The 14696-nt window shown below is 50.3% G+C and carries 11 protein-coding genes; 5 read left to right on the top strand and 6 right to left on the bottom strand.

What is annotated here, in order from left to right; all coding sequences use genetic code 11:
• Window positions 1–133 precede the first annotated feature (133 nt).
• On the bottom strand, window positions 134–394 hold the full coding sequence (locus tag H6F90_RS12595; RefSeq protein ID WP_190552816.1) for a hypothetical protein: 261 nt from the start codon (window positions 392–394) through the stop codon (window positions 134–136).
• 466 nt (window positions 395–860) lie between these two features.
• Here H6F90_RS12595 and H6F90_RS12590 point away from each other — a divergent pair, with 466 nt between their 5' ends.
• Together H6F90_RS12590 and H6F90_RS12585 are read left to right on the top strand one after the other, a co-directional pair.
• Window positions 861–2006, top strand: coding sequence for a HAMP domain-containing sensor histidine kinase (locus H6F90_RS12590; RefSeq protein ID WP_190552815.1), 1146 nt, complete (start codon window positions 861–863; stop codon window positions 2004–2006).
• 23 nt (window positions 2007–2029) lie between these two features.
• Window positions 2030–3394, top strand: a complete 1365-nt coding sequence (locus H6F90_RS12585; protein WP_190552814.1) for an aldehyde dehydrogenase — start codon at window positions 2030–2032, stop codon at window positions 3392–3394.
• Window positions 3395–3518: 124 nt separating this feature from the next.
• On the opposite strand, the gene H6F90_RS12580 is transcribed toward H6F90_RS12585, so the two are convergent.
• The 3 genes from H6F90_RS12580 to H6F90_RS12570 form a co-directional block, all read right to left on the bottom strand.
• Window positions 3519–4115 (bottom strand): sulfite oxidase-like oxidoreductase, encoded by a 597-nt coding sequence (locus tag H6F90_RS12580; protein WP_190552813.1) that lies wholly within the window; start codon window positions 4113–4115, stop codon window positions 3519–3521.
• A gap of 175 nt (window positions 4116–4290) precedes the next feature.
• Entirely contained in the window at window positions 4291–4470 is a 180-nt protein-coding gene (gene rpmF, locus H6F90_RS12575) for a 50S ribosomal protein L32 (RefSeq protein ID WP_190432598.1), read from the bottom strand.
• Between the two features lie 121 nt (window positions 4471–4591).
• Window positions 4592–6157, bottom strand: coding sequence for a hypothetical protein (locus tag H6F90_RS12570; protein ID WP_190552812.1), 1566 nt, complete (start codon window positions 6155–6157; stop codon window positions 4592–4594).
• Between the two features lie 474 nt (window positions 6158–6631).
• On the opposite strand from H6F90_RS12570, the gene H6F90_RS12565 reads away from it, so the two are divergent.
• Window positions 6632–8737 carry a caspase family protein gene (locus H6F90_RS12565; RefSeq protein ID WP_190552811.1) on the top strand — a complete coding sequence of 702 codons (2106 nt, stop codon included), beginning with the start codon at window positions 6632–6634 and terminating at the stop codon, window positions 8735–8737.
• A gap of 20 nt (window positions 8738–8757) precedes the next feature.
• On the opposite strand, the gene H6F90_RS12560 is transcribed toward H6F90_RS12565, so the two are convergent.
• Together H6F90_RS12560 and H6F90_RS12555 are read right to left on the bottom strand one after the other, a co-directional pair.
• Window positions 8758–12111 carry a GAF domain-containing protein gene (locus H6F90_RS12560; RefSeq protein ID WP_199295890.1) on the bottom strand — a complete coding sequence of 1118 codons (3354 nt, stop codon included), beginning with the start codon at window positions 12109–12111 and terminating at the stop codon, window positions 8758–8760.
• Between the two features lie 194 nt (window positions 12112–12305).
• A complete protein-coding gene (locus H6F90_RS12555; protein WP_190552810.1) occupies window positions 12306–12761 on the bottom strand; it encodes an NADAR family protein in 456 nt (151 codons plus the stop codon).
• A 172-nt stretch (window positions 12762–12933) separates the two neighbouring features.
• Here H6F90_RS12555 and H6F90_RS12550 point away from each other — a divergent pair, with 172 nt between their 5' ends.
• Together H6F90_RS12550 and H6F90_RS12545 are read left to right on the top strand one after the other, a co-directional pair.
• The gene (locus H6F90_RS12550; RefSeq protein ID WP_190552809.1) at window positions 12934–13593 is read left to right on the top strand and encodes a DUF4129 domain-containing protein; all 660 of its coding nucleotides are present in this window, start codon (window positions 12934–12936) and stop codon (window positions 13591–13593) included.
• Window positions 13593–14243, top strand: a complete 651-nt coding sequence (locus tag H6F90_RS12545) for a DUF4350 domain-containing protein (protein ID WP_190552808.1) — start codon at window positions 13593–13595, stop codon at window positions 14241–14243. The genes H6F90_RS12550 and H6F90_RS12545 overlap by 1 nt, the downstream gene beginning before the upstream one ends.
• The last annotated feature ends 453 nt before the right edge of the window (window positions 14244–14696 follow it).

Raw genomic sequence — 14696 nt, 5'->3', positions numbered from 1 at the left:
GCAAAGCTTGCAGGCTTTGACGTTGGTAGGGAGTCGGCATCCCATCGAGCAAGTGATAGATTAGTTCTTGGGCGTGGGCAAGAATGTCCATTGTTCTTGCGGTCTATTAGTTTCACGCCCTTTCTGCCACCTTTTAAGCCTTGGTGCAAGATCTGAGAAACTCAACTTCGGCTTCTGTGGCTTGGGTGTCTCGGCGTAGGGTTTGAAAAGCATTTGTTAATGGACGGCATCCACGCAAAATTAGATCCTTGACCGCATCAAAGCTACGATCCACCTTTTCAATTGGAGGTTCTCCTTGCGGAGATACTGGACCTACGAGGTCATCTGGCACATCTACCGCAACTAAGATCGTACCGTCAGTCTCAGTATCAAGCTCTATAATTTTCCGAGCCATAAAGTAAATTTCCTAGAGGTTGTCTGCAAAGGACAGATAATATTTTTCTCTATTTTGTAGGGCACCAGTAGTTAGGGGCAAACTTGTTTTGCGCTAGAATTAGCCCTCGATTGCTTAGGGATCGCTCAGGGCACTCGTTGCCGTAGGATAACAACAAGGAGCCTGCTGTCACTTCTGTCTATGACTCCTGTGCAACTGCGATCGCTGTCAGCAAAGCAGGATAGATTGAGGCGTCAGGATCTAACTTAAGTTAGATCTTAATAGTTTGCTCCTGATGAGAAGACTTTGCCGTTGAATCGAATTGGTTCAAGCGTCAGAGTCAAGTTCTCTACTTGGATAGACGTTATTCTCTTGCATTTGTGGCTAAATTAAACAGAATCCCCCTCTCGAAAGAGGTGTTTCTCTAGCCAATTGAGAGAATTTAACTAATTTTTAATAACTCTCATTATTTGCATTTCTACACTTCATGAACAATTCGCCTTTTGCCCAGTCTCCAAGAATTGATCGAATTCTTGTTGTAGATGATTCCGCTGACAACTCATTTCTAATCCAGGCAATTTTAGAGGAAGAGGATTACAAGGTTGACATTGCCGATAGCGGTATGGCAGCTTTAGCCAAAATTGATGAATTTCCTCCCGACTTGATTTTGCTGGATGTCATGATGCCCGGAATGGATGGCTATGAAGTGACACGGCGGGTTCGACTCAACCAGAAATTACCTTTTATTCCTATCTTGCTGATCACAGCCTACGACCAGCCCAGCGTTGCCAAAGGCTTGGACACAGGCGCTGATGATTTTATTCGCAAACCTGTAGAGTTTGACGAACTGTTGGCTCGGGTGCGATCGCTGCTCCGCCTAAAACACAGCGTGGACGAGCGCGATCACATTGCCCGCCAGCGCGAAGACTTTGTTTCCCGCTTAGCCCACGACCTCCGCACTCCTCTCGTCGCCGCCGATCGCATGATGGGCTTGTTTCGCCAAGGCGCTTTAGGAGAACTCTCTCCAGACATGAACGACGCGATCGTGACGATGGCTCGGAGCAATCAAAACCTACTCCAAATGGTCAACACACTCTTAGAGGTGTACCGCTTAGAAGCAGGGCGGAAAAGCTTTTCGTTTAGCCCCGTAGATTTACGAGACCTAGTTACAGAAGTTGCTCAAGAACTGGCACCGCTAGCTGCTGACAAAAACATCGCGTTGAAAGTGGATGTAGGTGACCACCTAGGCTATCCTGTCGCCTCCCATGTTTCGGGCGATCGCTTGGAGATCCATCGGGTCTTGACCAACTTGGTAGGCAACGCCATTAAGTTTACAGACAGTGGATTTATCACTATCGGATTGTCTTCTACCCCAGCACCCGGAACGGCTACTGCCTCGGCTCCAACTTGGGCGGTGATTACAGTCAAGGACACAGGGACTGGGATTTCGCCAGAAGACCAGGCGATGCTGTTCGAGCGTTTTCGCCAAGGTCAGCATCGACGTTCTGGCAGCGGCTTGGGACTTTACTTGTCACGCCGCATTATTGAGACTCATCAAGGTACTGTTGACCTAGAATCGGAGTTAGGCAAAGGTAGTACCTTTATCGTCCGTCTGCCAGCCAAACAACCTTAATCCTGTTATGCAGGCAATTCCTGATGCTAATTCCTGACGCTTTAGAAAAGCAGCGCACTTTTTTCAGGTCTGGCCAAACCCAATCGATTGATTTCCGGTTGGAGCAACTCAAGCGGCTGAAGCAAGCGATTCTGGAAGCGCAAACCAGCATCGTGGATGCCTTAAGGGCAGACTTACACAAACCCGTCTTTGAAGCCTATCTCACCGAAATCGGCATCCTAGATGAGCTGAACTACGCGATCAAAAATTTGCGCGCTTGGACGAAACCGCGCAAAGTGGCAACCCCCGTCACAGTTTTGCCCGCTACCGCTCAAATTTGCCCGCAACCTTTGGGCGTGGTTTTGATCATTGCCCCTTGGAACTACCCATTTCAGTTGTGCATCGCTCCTTTAATCGGGGCGATCGCAGCGGGAAACTGCGCCATCCTCAAGCCCTCGGAGCTAACTCCTCATACTTCTCAAGTCATCGCTAACTTAATTCGCCAACACTTTGATCCAGCTTTCATTACGGTGATTGAAGGTGGCGTAGAAACCAGTCAGCAACTGTTAGCCGAAAGATTTGACCACATCTTCTTTACGGGCGGCACTGCGATCGGCAAGCGGGTGATGGCAGCGGCAGCAGAACACCTCACCCCCGTCACCCTAGAATTAGGCGGCAAAAGTCCTTGCCTAGTAGATGCCGACGTGCCGATTGATGTGGCCGCTCGGAGAATTACCTGGGGCAAGTTCACAAACGCGGGCCAAACTTGTATTGCTCCCGACTATTTGTTAGTCCATCGCTCAATCAAGCCTCAGCTCTTGCAGGCGATCGCTCAAAATATTCAAGCGTTTTACGGCGACAACCCAGCTAGCAGCCCCGACTACGGCAGAATCGTCAATCAAAAACACTTTGAGCGCCTAGCCCCACTCCTAGAGTCGGGGCAAGTTGTCGTTGGCGGAGACAGTAACCCCACCGAGCACTATATTGCTCCTACCGTGCTTGATGGCATCAGTTGGCAAGACCCTGTGATGCAGGAGGAGATCTTTGGCCCCATCCTGCCCGTTCTAGAATATGAAGACTTAAATGAGGCGATCGCGCAGATTAATCAGCGTCCCAAACCGTTAGCCCTGTACTTTTTCTCGCAAAACCAACAACGCCAAGCTCAAGTTTTGCAGGCCACCAGTTCCGGAGGGGTTTGCATCAATGACACCATCTTGCAAGTTGGCGTCCCAAATTTACCCTTTGGCGGAGTTGGTCCCAGCGGCATGGGTCGTTATCACGGTAAGGCTAGCTTCGACACCTTCTCCCATGAGCGCAGCATCCTGAAGAAGCCTTTTTTCCTAGACTTGAAGTTACGCTACGCCCCTTACAAAGATAAGCTGCGCTGGATCAAGCAGATCATTCGATAACTCACCGTATTCTTCTCAGCAAAACGTTGGATAGCAATTTGGCTAAGGGGCAGTGGGAAAACCTTGCCCTAGCTTACCTAGGCTAAAGATGGCGAGCACGTTCCTGTCGTTGCACAAGCCACAACTAGCGATCGCTATAACGCTCTACGGCCCAAGGTTCACCACGCCGATGGTAGCCATTGCGCTCCCAGAAACCCAGTTCTTCTCGCTCTAGAAACTCTAGGCCATTAATCCATTTGGCGCTCTTCCAGGCATAGAGGTGAGGCACGACCAAGCGTAATGGCCCCCCATGATCAGCAGGCAAGGGTTCACCAAACAAGGTGTGGGCAAAGAAGTTTTCTTCTCGCAGAAAGTCTTCTATTGCAATGTTCGTCGTGTAGCCGCCATAGCAATGCTCCATAATGTGAGCGGCTTTGGGGCCTACCTCTACCTGTTTCATGAAGTCCAACACCTTCACCCCTGTCCACTGCACATCCAGCTTTGACCAGGTGGTGACACAGTGGAAGTCAGCCGTAAAGTCACTTTGGGGCATGGCCATGAAGTCTTCCCAAGTGAAAGTCACTTCTTGGGCAAAGCCCCACACACGAAACTGCCACGTTTCTCGATTCACTTCTGGCGTTTGGCCATAGGTCAATACCGGAAAGCCATTGGTGAGGTGCTGACCGGGAGGAACGCGATCGCTGTACTCTGAGCCTGGTTTTTGAAAAAATTTTCCTAACATAAGGCGAAATCCTCAAGAACAGCATCAGAGGAGTTGGGTTGCTATGCCCTACCTCTTTATTACGGTGTAGCAGATTTCTAGCGATCTCCCCAGTCAGAAGCCATAAAAACAAGTCCAATAAAAAAGGGGCAACCACTTGCCCCCATCACGAATCTGTCTGCAATCAGAATGCAGCTTAAGACTCTTCATCTTCCCCTTCTTCGTCATTGGGATAGACAAAGCCCTTAGAACGTCCGGTCAAAATGGATTTACCAAGAGAGAGAGCTTTTTGCGCCTGCAACGCGGCTTTGCGCTTCCAGGTCGCTTTACGCATATCTCGCTTAGACTTGGATGTTTTCTTCTTAGGAACAGCCATGCTCGTCCGTGCGGCGATCGCAATTTTTAGACAACCCTCCTATTCTAGGGCATGATGCCTCCATTTAAACCAAGCCTTTTGCAGCTCATTAAACAATTTTGATTGATCAGCTAGCTGCAAACTAACGATTTACCCTATCAGTTGACTGATTGGGAGTTGTGGTTCCATTAGGCTGTGTAGTTGGTGTAATGACTTGCCCATTGGGGGTCGTAATAGTGAAAGAGCCGTTGTTGGGCGCGTTGTTGGGCGTTGTGGTTGTACCAGTGCCTGGTGCTGTCGTTCTGTTTATTCCTGGTGTTCCGATCCCAGTCGGTTGAGCGCCAGGAGCAACAGTTTGACCATTCGGAGTCGTAATCACTGGCCCTTGATTTCCAGGCGTTGTGGGTGCTCCAGGGGCAAGAGTACCAGGTCCAGCCGGAGTTATTTGAGTGCCGCCACCTGGTCCCGTTCCGGTTCCAGTAGTGCCCCCCTGTCCTGCACCTGTTCCAACACCTGTGCCAGTTCCCGTAGTAGGTGCAACAGTGCCTGCACCCACACCCGTCCCAGTACCTGTGCCCGTATTAGCTCCAGTACCGGTTCCCGGGACAGTTCCAGGAACGGTTGTGTCAGTTCCAGTTCCTGCGCCCGTTCCAACACCTGTGCCAGTCCCAGTCACACCACCCGGAATAGTAGTGCTAGGCCCAGTTCTGTTGCCTGTATTAGCTCCAGTTCCAGTGCCCGGAACAGTTCCAGGAACGGTTGTGTCAGTTCCAGTTCCCGCGCCCGTTCCAACACCTGTGCCAGTCCCAGTCACACCACCAGGAACGGTTGTGTCAGTTCCAGTTCCTGCTCCTGTTCCAACACCTGTGCCAGTTCCGGTAGTAGGTGCAACAGTGCCTGCACCTGCGCCCGCTCCGGTACCTGTGCCAGTCGTGCCGCCAGGTGCAGTCGTGCCTGTTCCACCTGTAGTCCCAGTTCCAGTACCTGTGCCACCAGTAGGTGCAGTCGTGCCTGCACCCGAGCCCGCTCCGGTACCTGTAGCGCCAGGAGCGGCAGTACCTGTGCCTGTACCCGTTCCAGTACCTGTGCCTGTACCTGTGCCTGTACCTGTGCCTGTACCCGTTCCGGTTCCACCATTTGGTGCGGCTGGTGTACCAGGCGCTCGGCTACCTGCTGGGTTGTTGGTTCCTGGCGCTCCTGGTGTGGGTGCTACTGGTACGGTAGCAGGTTGCGAGGGTACAGCCGGAGGTGGCGGTGGAGCGGCTTGAGCGGGTGCGGTCTCTTCAGCTACGCCTTGATTTAGCCGTAACAAGGCTTGCGAAGTGCGAAAGTAGGTTGCCCAACGTTGTGGATCAGGACGGCTGCGCCATTGAGTACGACTGACATCTAGATTTAGTACGGGCACAACTGAGCCTTCACTTTGAGCTGAGACGATGACAGACACTTGACTGGTCAAAATGTCGCGATCGAAACTGCGCTGAGCCGCAGCTCTAGCGGCAATTTCCGCTCGACGCAAAAGCGTTTCATAGCTCTCCCCGGTGCGGCGATCCAGGGCCACATCTACTCTGGCAGTATAAGCTTGAGCCGCTTGAGGAGCGATCGCAGCTTGGGTGAGCCAAACGCTACCCCCTAATCCTAAGCAGGTTGCCAAGCTCAGAAGTTGCGGGAGTGGTAAAAAACGAAGGTGGGAAGGGAAAAACTCTCGCATGTTTGCTGCTAGCTCCTTACGCGATCACTCAGCAAGACCACTCAATATATTAATGACTCAGACTTGGTTAAACTGGACACCATCTTAAGCGGGGCCAGGTTTAAGTAGTTTAAATGAGTTAGTTATTAGAAATTTAATTCATAATGAAGCAGAATTAACTTAGACTATAGACGGAATTTTAGACGTTGCGTTTTTATCTTGAGGTTTGCAGTTTCTGACCTGAATTTAATGCCTCACGAAGGCAGTCAGATATTACTGTTTCTTATCTCTCTAGGGTTGTGCGCTGGGTCAGCCAAACAAATTTGTCAGATAACTTAGTTTTCAATAAAAGTTTTCAATAAAAAAGTTATCGTACTTCTTGTCTTTTTAACCAACAACATGCCACTTGAGCTGAGGAAAAACAGAGCGTAAGGTTCCTATTTACTTGAACTGCCTTCTGGGCACACTATCTAGTAAGAATCTAGGGCATTCAGCATGGTGAAACACTGGGCGATCGCAATTGGTATCAATCAATATCAGTTCTTGCAGCCTTTAAGGTATGCCCAGCAGGACGCCCAGGCTTTGCATGATTTTTTAGTGGAGGAAGCAGGCTTCCCAGCCGAACAGTGCCTACTGCTAACCGATGCTTCGTTACCTGTTGCCGATCGCTCCACTTATCCCACTGGAGGTTCGTTACAAGCTTGGATTGATCAGTTTTGCCAACAGTGGGTGCACCCCGGAGACTTGGTTTGGTGTTTCTTTAGCGGCTATGGGGTTTGTTACCAAGGCCAAGACTACCTAATGCCGATTGATGGTGATCCAGCCGATATTCCTGGTACTGCCATCTCAGTGCGATCGCTGTTGGGGCAATTGGACGCCATTGCCGCCGAGACAGCCTTGTTATGCTTGGATATGAATCGGAGCCAAGGACTGCCATCGGATCAACCGTTGGGTACTCAAACCTTAGAATGTGCCCGCCAAGTCAGCGTTGCCACAATCCTGGCTTGCGAACCGGGTGAGTTCTCATATGAGACTGCCAGCTTGCATCATGGGTGCTTTACGGCTGCCTTGTTGGAGGGGCTGCGGTTTGGTAAATGTGACACCCTCGCCGATCTAGATTATTTTTTGCGCGATCGCCTCCCAGAACTGACTGAGCACTATTGGCAACCCGCTCAGCATGCGGTAGTGCTAGTGCCACTAGGGAAAGGGCAGCAGGGCATCTTGCCTCACTCAATGGTGGCTGCAAGCACCTGGAATACCCTCGATCGCCCATCTGACCCAGCTGACACAATCGCTGCGCTCGACTCAGATGCATCTCGTGGCTACTTATCCTTGCAAGCACCACCCCAAGCGGGAATTGGTCTCTCTACTCTCCCTATTACGGGTGATTCTGGCACAGGTGATTCTGGCACGGATCATTCTGGCAAGGGTGACTCTGGCAATGCTGACCACTCTTCTCGTTCCACTCCCTACCAGATTTTAGAACGGTTGACTCGTAGGCCCGCTAGTTCTACTACACAACCCGCCCCATCTAGTCCTCTATCCCTTCAATCCCCTATGCGAGATCCCGAAGCAGAACCAGAAATGGCAGATAGCGTATTTTGGCGACGGTTGCTGGTTTGGGGCGGTTTGATTGCATTTGTTTTGTGCTCAGGCGTGATCATTCGCAATAAAGCAGCCTTTACAGGTCAGCCCATCGACAATTCTGTTGTCTCCACAGCCACCCAATCGTCGAAGTCCACTCCTACGCCTGTGGCAACGGTGGCGACTTCAAGCACAGGTGCGACAGCAACAGCTCCGGTGGCGAGCTCCACCCCCGTCCCAGACAAGGCTGCGCCTAGTCCTCCTGCTACAGCTGCCGCCTCGGATGTGCCACCCACACAACTGCTGCCCGCCGCTCAGACAGCGCTGCAACAGAATAAATCTCAAGAAGCCTTGCGCCTGCTTAATCAGGTACCTGCCAATCAGCAAACCGAACAGTACCGTAATCTGAAAACTCAGGCAGAACAGCAGGTTAATCAAGATTTATTGGAAAAAGCCAGGGTAACGATTCGACCGAATCAAGCTTCTCGGTTTAATCAAGCGATCGCTCAAGCCAGCAAAATCAAGCCAGGTCAACCGCTCTACGACCAAGCTCAACAAGATATTCAGCGCTGGAGTCAAGTGATTTTAGACTTGGCAGAGGGCCGAGCCAAACAAGGTCAGTTTGGCGAGGCGATACAAACCGCTCGCTTGGTGCCCAAAAATAATGCTGCCGTTTATGGCCAAGCTCAGCAAGCGATCGCGGGATGGCAACAAAGCTCTCAGCAGCAAAAGGCTAACCAAGCTCTGATTGACCAAGCTCAGGGTTCGTTGCGGCGGGGGGAAGCATCTTCTTACAGTCGCGCGATCGCCTTGGTTCGACGCATCCCCGCAGGTCAACCAGGATATTTGGAAGCTCAGCGACTCACAGGCGAATGGAGCAATATCATCTTAGGGATGGCAGAACTGCGAGCGTCACGGGGGCGGATTCAGGCAGCCTTGCAAACTGCGGCTCTCGTTCCATCAGGGACACCTGCTTATGCTCAAGCTCAGAAATCTATTGCTGCGTGGAAGCGTTGATTTCGCTTTATTTCATTGCCTCAATCAGCAATCCCAGTGGGGGTGGTCCAGCCTGAGCGAATTGGAATCTCAATTAAAAACTCAGTTCCTTGACCTACTTGGGACGTGCATTTGAGCATACCGCCATGCTTTTCTACCACGATCTGATAACTGATCGATAGGCCTAACCCTGTGCCTTGGCCTACAGGCTTGGTGGTGAAGAATGGATCAAAAATTCGCGACCGCACCGCTTCTGACATGCCAGGGCCATTGTCACTAATCCGGATCAGCATTTGGGAAGCATAAGACGCAGACTGCATCAGTTCTGTCTCAATTTTGATTAACCCTGGATTGAACGGCAGACCTTGAGCTAGACGTTGCTGGTTGTCATTCTCGATCGCATCAATAGCATTGCTGATGATATTCATGAAGACCTGGTTGAGTTGGCCCGCGTAGCACTCCGCTAGGGGCAACAATCCATATTGCTTCACGACCCTGATTGCCGTTGGATCATTCGCCAGCTTGAGACGATGTTGCAGAATCATCAAGGTGCTATCAATGCCTTCATGGACATCGACAGGTTTTTTCTCTGCCTGATCTAGGCGGGAAAAATTCCGCAGTGACAACACGATCTGACGAATGCGGTCGGTTCCCACTTTCATCGAAGCCAACATTTTAGGCAAGTCTGTGGCTAAGAAGTCTAGCTCAATTGATTCAGCGTATTCTTGGATGGGCCGCTCAGGGTTGGGGTAGTGTTGCTGATAGAGATGGAGCAGCGTCAGCAATTCTTTGGTGTATTCGCTGACATAGTTGACATTGCCATAAATGAAATTGACGGGATTGTTGATTTCGTGCGCCACTCCAGCCACGAGCTGCCCCAAACTCGACATTTTCTCAGTCTGGATCAGTTGCGTCTGGGTTTGTTGCAGTTCGTTCAGGGTTTGAGCGAGTTGCACCGTCTGGTGTTGGGTTTGAGTCAGCAATTCGGCTTGTTGAATTGCCACTCCCAACTGCGCGGCAATCTGAGTTACAAACTCAATCTCAGACGTTGTCCATGCATGAGGCTGAGAGCATTGATGCACACACAACAAGCCCCAAAGTTCATCACTTTGAATCAGCGGCACCACCAAATTCGCTCTGACCTGAAACTGCTCCAAAATCTTCAGGTGGCAATCGCTCAAGTTGGCAGCATATAGATCAGCCACCGCTTGAATTCGACCGAGCCGATAGTAGGGGGCATACTGTTCGCCAAAACAGTGGTCATGAACTTTCCGGTCTAGTACGGAGGTAAAACCAGGCAGCACACTTTCAGAAACGAAGACACCATCCTGGTAACTAGACTCTGGCTCAAACCGAAACACACCCACGCGATCGACGTTGAGTAGTTGGCGCACTTCTCGGGCTGTTGCCTGAAAAATCGTTTGCAAATCCAGCGATTCACGAATCTTGGTGATCACCTCAAACAACGTTTTTTGTTGCTCAGCCGCTTGTTCAATCTGTTTAGCTTGTGCGGTTGCCATCGCCGCTGTCGCACAGCTTTGCTCATATAATTCTGCTTGCTGAATCGCGATCGCCACTTGGTCGGCCAACTGTTCTAGCAACTCCATTTCAAAGGCTTGCCACTGGCGCGGCCCTCGGCACTCATGGGCAATCAGCAAGCCCCACAGTTGCTCACCCATACGAATTGGCACTACCAAGTTGGCTTGGACCTGTAGATTGTCTAAAAATTCGATATGACAAGGATGCAAATTAGATTGCTTGACATGATCGATCGCGCGAATCCGACCGCGCTGGTACAAGCTGGCATGCTCGGTCGGGAAACATTCGTCTGCATATTTTTCATGCAAAATTGACTGCCACCCCGATGCCACCTCTTCCACCACAATCTCCCCTTGCCAACCCCGCACGAATTGATAAATCACCACGCGATCGGTATCGAGCAAGCCGCGGACTTCTCGCACGATCGTTTGCAAGATGGTCGGCAAATTTAGCGTGCTACGAATTTGGTCACTGACCTGCCTCAGGAGACGAGCAGACTCTAAGGCTTGCTCTAGCTCTTGGGTGCGCTGCTGAACTTGCAACTCCAGACTGATATTCAACCCATGTATTTGTTGGTAAAGCTGCTGCTGCTGGATCGCCATTGAGAAGTGCTCCCCTAAGGCAGCAGCCAATTCCCAATCTTCTGGCGTCCAAGGCAAAGCTTGGCCTTGCTTGAGTTCTTGCCAAGCTTCAAAAGAGTTGCGGGGTTGAAATTGTCGCTGATCCGAGTCAAACTGCCCTGCCCACAGGGTTGCGGTATCGATCGCATCTCGAAAAACTGTGAGATAACCCAAAAATTGTTGGCGATATTGCAGCGGCACCACCAAGATGCCACGAATGAGCGTACCCCGGAATGCTGGAGCTAAAACTCGCAGTTCTGGTTCCTTATAAAGGTCAGTGACAGACTGCTGTTGCCAAGACTCGGCCTTTGATTCGGCAGGTCTAAAGTACTGCTGCCAGAGGGGGCTTTGTTCGATCATCCAGGTCTGGTCTTGTCCTGGCATCTGCGGTTGAGCCCCACAGGTCGCGATCGTGGCTTGGGTGGGATCGAGTGCGAAGGTGTAGAGTCTGCCGCCAGATCCTTGGAGTATGGCTACTGTACGCTCTAAAGCTGCTTGTAGCTGTAGAGTTGGCAGGGTATGGAGTAGAGTCGCAATTTGGTTGATACTGAATTCTTTTGCCGCTTGAGCCCTGGCTTGCCGCAGCAATTCTGCTTGGGCGATCGCGATCGAAACTTGGTCAGCCACTTGCTGTACCACCTGAAGCTCCGACTCAGCAATAATTCGGGGCTGAGCATGATGAGATACCAATAGCCCCCAGAGCATCAGTTCGCCAGTCTGGGTCCGGGCATCTTGATGCAAGATCGGCACTACCAAGGAAGATTTCACGCCCATTGCCGTTAGGTAAGCAATGTGGCAAGGGTCTACAGAACGATAACGAATATCTTCTGCCTGGAGAGGCAACCCTGTCTCTGGGTTATCTAAAGGGCTTGAACCAATTTGTTCGGAATCGAGGTCTACGATAGAGCGCTGGCGAGCCTTGAGGAACAACTCGCGGGCTCGTGGCGGAATATCATCAGCCGGAAAATTGAGACCTAAGAGCGAAGGCAAGCGATCGCGCTCAATGGATTCAGCAATGACTTCACCACTTTCATCGGGATGAAAGCGATAGATCATGACGCGATCGGTGTTTAAGAAAGACCGCATTTCTTTAACGGTCGCAGTCAAAATTTCTGATAATTCGAGAGATTGCCGAATGCAGGTGGTAATTTTGTGGAGTAAAACCTCTTGACCTGAACGATCTACCGTGGGTCGTAAATCCTGCATTTCTTGCATGTTCTCTAGTAAATTATTCAAAAGCTGATTAGACCCAGAAAGCCAAAAAGGTCTATAACATTTTGCCTGTTTCTAATTGATATTGGAATCAGTAAAAGTATCTAGAAGTCAATTAGCAAAAATCAACTAATTGCTTGAAGGCTTTCACTTCCAGATAGATTTAATTAAGGCTTTTAGGGAAGCAACTTAGTTCTTTCAATTAAGCTTGAAGTTGGCTACTCAGCTAATTGTTGTCGAATTTCTTGGCGCACTTGCATCAAAATCTTGCCGAGCTGATTCTGCCCAGTCCGCTCTGAGCCGCAGCCCCAATAGTAATCTGTGGGTGAGTCTTCTACGATTAGTAATTCATTAGTGGAGAGCAAAACAGATTGAATATCTAAATGCGTCAAAAATTTAGTTAAAACTGCTTGATACATGATTTCTGCTTTTACTTGCTCCCAATCTTCCCGGAACACTCGGCAGCGATCGCGACCTAAAGCAGCGGCTTCTTCAGGCGTTTTCACGGCCCGAATGGTCATGATCAGAGCTTCGTGTTCAGTTCCAAAAAACTTCTGGGATTGGTAATAATGCTCAACAGTAGACCAGCTTTGATCATCAATAAAAATGGGATGGAGAGAAAAATTAGAAAAACAGCCGTAGGGGTCGCCAACCTTGTAAAAATAAATGGTCATTTTACGCTTACAGATCTACTTAAACAGGGTCCGGGGCATCGCAAGAATTTGTATCACTCACAAGCACGATTGAGCGATCGTCCCACTGCACTACGGTACCCATAGGCCAAAGCTCAGGAATCGTTGATAATAGGGCAAAACCGTACCCTTTCTTCCCAGATGGTATGCATTCATGCCAACAGGTTCCTTTGAGAAGACTAACATTGGCTGGCAGACCCAGCAGTTGTTGCGGCAGCCAGGAGAGTGGATTGAGCTGCAACTGAATAAACTCTTCAGTAGCTCCAATGACCAAACGCCGCAGACTTTACCCAGTTGGCTAACGGATGCGATCGAATCCCTTGTCCGGGTCGTCTTTTGGCTGCTGGTGCGATTTTGTTTGCTTTGGCTAACTTGGCAGTTGTTACAAACATTTTTGCCATCGCTACGTAACTTAAAGTTGCTTTTCTGGTTACAGCGACCAGAAACCCACTCAAACATCAACGCCCAAGTTAGCCAACTTGATGCCGCCGGATGGTTTCAGCGATCGCAGGATTACCAGCGTCGAGGCAACTACCCGGAAGCCTTCCAAGCCTTGTATTTTGCGCTGCTGCAACACTTGAGTGAATCCAACTTAGTGCCCTTGGAGGCTAGCCGCACCGATGGGGAGTATTGGCAGTTGGTGCAGTATTTTCCCCAAGCTCCGCTTTACCAGCTATTGATTACGACGCACGAACAAATGCGGTTTAACAATATGGCGATTTCGCTAGAGACGTTGAATCGTTGCCAAACAGCGTACCAAGAAATTGAGAGGCGAGAAATCGAGAACCGCATGCCTGCTGGGAGACGCTCTTGATGAATCCTGCGCAAAATCTCTCTCGACGACAAATGTGGTTTGGGGCTTTGGTCATTGGAGCGATCGCTTTACTCACCTTGCTGAGTGCTCCGACTCAAAGTGTTTCCCGTAGTGGTTCAACTTATAGTCGCGCTCCCGATGGTTACGGTGCTTGGTACAGTTTCATGAGCGATCGCGGCACTCCTATCCAGCGTTGGCAGCAACCGTTTGAGCAATTAGCTCAAAAGCAACCCAGCTCAGTGAACCAGGGCAAGATCACGCTGTTACAAATTAACAGCAGGCTGAAGGTAGCGTCCCTTGATGAGAACCAAAAAGCTTGGGTAGAGGCAGGCAATACGCTAGTCGTTTTAGGTGCCCATGCTCCTGTTACCGATGCCGCTTTCCGCACCTGGCAAACCAGTGAAGTGGGTAATGTGCGAGTGGAAACTCGACGACCGCATTACTTACCAAAGCAGGGCACCATCAGCCTAGTCCTGGGCGATCGCTTTAGGGCCGTGGTTTGGCAAGAATCTTTGGATCAAGGTCGAGTCGTTTGGGCCACTACACCCCATCTTGCAGCCAACGCCTATCAAGACGATCGCGGCAACTATGAATTTCTAGCTCAACTGGTGACTCAGCCCAAACAGTCGATTTGGGTCGATGAATCCTGAAGCAATATTTTGGCATTGCCTGCAAAGCGTATCTCTGGGAGCTCGTGCCTGTTTACGGTTGGGCTAAGTACTCAGCTTTATCGGCGTCGATCTCACGATTAGCTTTTGGGGAATTGGTCAACCAACCGGAGAGCACCAGTACCGCTGAACAGCGAACGAATGCTCGGAAGTGGAGTTTTTTGTTAGCTGGGCTGTTCGTTGGGCTACTTGCCCTCGGTATTGTTCTGGCCTGTTCTATCGTTTTAGGAGTAGCAGTTGGAATTTTGGCATTTGTAGTTGGCGCTGCCCTGGGAAACAGTAAACCTTATCGGAAATTAGGACTTAGAATTATACCGTGCACCTGGAATGAGGTCGGTAGATGAAAATGACATATGCGGAACTACGAACCAAACCGCAGACCTTGTGTAGTTTAACCGGGCTCACCCCCAAAGAGTTTGAGGCTTTGTTAGAGAG

This window comes from Trichocoleus sp. FACHB-591 (assembly GCF_014695845.1).
GTDB lineage: Bacteria > Cyanobacteriota > Cyanobacteriia > FACHB-46 > FACHB-46 > Trichocoleus.
The sequence above is the reverse complement of the archived record's forward strand: the minus strand, read 5'-3'. Positions and strand labels throughout refer to the sequence as shown.

Coding starts and splice junctions, on each gene's coding strand:
- H6F90_RS12595 (WP_190552816.1), bottom strand. CDS start 394: ATGGCTCGGAAAATTATAGAGCTTGATACTGAGACTGACGGTACGATC.
- H6F90_RS12590 (WP_190552815.1), top strand. CDS start 861: ATGAACAATTCGCCTTTTGCCCAGTCTCCAAGAATTGATCGAATTCTT.
- H6F90_RS12585 (WP_190552814.1), top strand. CDS start 2,030: ATGCTAATTCCTGACGCTTTAGAAAAGCAGCGCACTTTTTTCAGGTCT.
- H6F90_RS12580 (WP_190552813.1), bottom strand. CDS start 4,115: ATGTTAGGAAAATTTTTTCAAAAACCAGGCTCAGAGTACAGCGATCGC.
- rpmF (WP_190432598.1), bottom strand. CDS start 4,470: ATGGCTGTTCCTAAGAAGAAAACATCCAAGTCTAAGCGAGATATGCGT.
- H6F90_RS12570 (WP_190552812.1), bottom strand. CDS start 6,157: ATGCGAGAGTTTTTCCCTTCCCACCTTCGTTTTTTACCACTCCCGCAA.
- H6F90_RS12565 (WP_190552811.1), top strand. CDS start 6,632: ATGGTGAAACACTGGGCGATCGCAATTGGTATCAATCAATATCAGTTC.
- H6F90_RS12555 (WP_190552810.1), bottom strand. CDS start 12,761: ATGACCATTTATTTTTACAAGGTTGGCGACCCCTACGGCTGTTTTTCT.
- H6F90_RS12550 (WP_190552809.1), top strand. CDS start 12,934: ATGCCAACAGGTTCCTTTGAGAAGACTAACATTGGCTGGCAGACCCAG.
- H6F90_RS12545 (WP_190552808.1), top strand. CDS start 13,593: ATGAATCCTGCGCAAAATCTCTCTCGACGACAAATGTGGTTTGGGGCT.